This window comes from Amycolatopsis sp. NPDC104587 (assembly GCF_055583645.1).
Map to the genome: position 1 here is coordinate 549,777 of NZ_JBVJNO010000006.1, position 1,818 is coordinate 551,594.

Below are 1,818 nucleotides of genomic sequence, written 5' to 3' on the forward strand. Positions count from 1 at the left end.
GCGACTGACGCTCGCTAGTTCGCGTCCGTCGGTGCCCGCGAGCCCCCTCCCCCCCCCCCCGCCCTGGGGTCAGACGGTCAGCGTCCAGGAGGACAGGTAACCGGTGTCGGCCGGGCCGACGTCGCGCAGCCGCAGCTGCCACGCGCCGTTCGCGGCTTCCGAAGAGGCGTTGACGGTGTAGGTGGTGTCGAGGTTCGGCGTCGAGTCGCTGCTGGAGTTCTTCAGCCGGTACGCCGTGCCGTCCGGGGCGACGAGGTCGAGGACCAGGTCACCGCGGTAGGTGTGGGTGATGTGCACCTCGACCTTGGTGGCGTTGGACGCGTTGCGCGTGCAGCCGCCGACCGTCGCGGTGCTGTTCACCGCGGCACCGGGGTAGTCCGGGATGTTCAGCCGGGTCCCGTTGGTCACCGGCGCGCACGACGACGTCCCGACGCCGAGGGTGAACGACGCCGTGTGGTCGACGCTCGCGCCGTCCGCGGTCACCGTCACCGGGAAGCTGCCGGTCGGGGTCGATGCCGACGTCGTGATGGTCAGCGTCGAGGAGCCGCCCGAGGAGACGGTCGCCGGGCTGAACGACGCGGTCGCGCCTGCGGGCAGGCCCGAAGCCGACAGCGAGATGGACTGCGCGCTGCCGGACGTCGTCGCGGTGCTGACGGCGACCTGCAGCGACTGTCCCGGTTGGACAGTCCCGGCGGTCGGGTTCAGGCTCACCGAGAAGTCGTTGCCCTGACTGGTCGCGACGGCCAGCTTCCACAGCGCGTACCCGATCGCGTCGGAGTTCTTCTCCAGCGGGGTGTCCGGGATGTTCGACGTCGTGTCGCAGGCGCGGTGGTAGCAGTTGTCGAACGCCGCACCCGCGGTGCCGCCCCACTTCTGGGCCTGGGCCGACGACTTGATGTCGCCGGCGCCGGTGGCGAGGCCGCCGACCGGGATGCCCGCGCTCTTGAACGACGCGTGGTCGGACCGGCCGTCGCCTTCGCTGTCGCCCTCGGTCTGGATGCCGATGGACGAGAAGTACTCGTCGAAGATCGCCTTGACCGAAGCGACGTCGTCGTAGACGAAGTAGCCCCAGTTCTTCGAGCCGATCATGTCGAAGTTGAGGTAGGTCTTGATCTTCGTGCGCTCGGCGCTGGGCAGGTTGTTGACGTAGTACTTCGAGCCGACCAGGCCGGACTCTTCGTCGGCCCACCAGGCGAAGCGGACGCGCTTGGCCATCGCCGGGTTGGTGCGGGCCAGCGTCAGCGCGGTCTCGAGGATCGACGCGCTGCCGGAGCCGTTGTCGTTGATGCCGGGACCGGCGCTCACGGAGTCGAGGTGCGCGCCGAGCATGATCACCTGGCTCGCGTCACCCTGCGGCCACTCCGCGATCAGGTTCTGCGACTGGCCGATGCAGCTGGTGCACGTCTGCCGGGTCGTGGTGAAACCCGCGTTCTTGAGCAGGTTCTCCACATAGGACACCGACGCCGCGTAGCCCGCGCCGCGCGGGGAACGCGTGCCGCCGTTGTTGTTGGCGATGGTCTGCAGCTGGTTGAGGTGGGTCTTGATGTTGGCCAGCGAGATGTCCGGCGCGGCGAGCGCCGTGGCGGGCGCGGCGGTGGCCGCCGGGGCCGTCACGACACCCAGGACGGCGGCCAGGGCGGTGACCCCGGCGCCGAGCTTGCTCTTCCACTTCATGGCGGTGATTCCTTCGGTGGGGGTTGGGGACAACTCCGGGGGCGGCACTTTTCCCGGGAAGGGGCGCCCCCCAGGCCGAACCTTTCCGGGGAAGTGGTGGAATCAGGGCTTCTCCAAAGGGCGACGTTCACGAGGGAAGGGGAA

General features: G+C 69.4%; 1 protein-coding gene. It reads right to left on the bottom strand.

All coding sequences use genetic code 11. The features are described from left to right. Positions 1-69: 69 nt before the first annotated feature. A complete protein-coding gene (locus tag ACZ61C_RS21560) occupies positions 70-1,674 on the bottom strand; it encodes a M28 family peptidase (protein ID WP_465309297.1) in 1,605 nt (534 codons plus the stop codon). Positions 1,675-1,818: the final 144 nt, after the last annotated feature.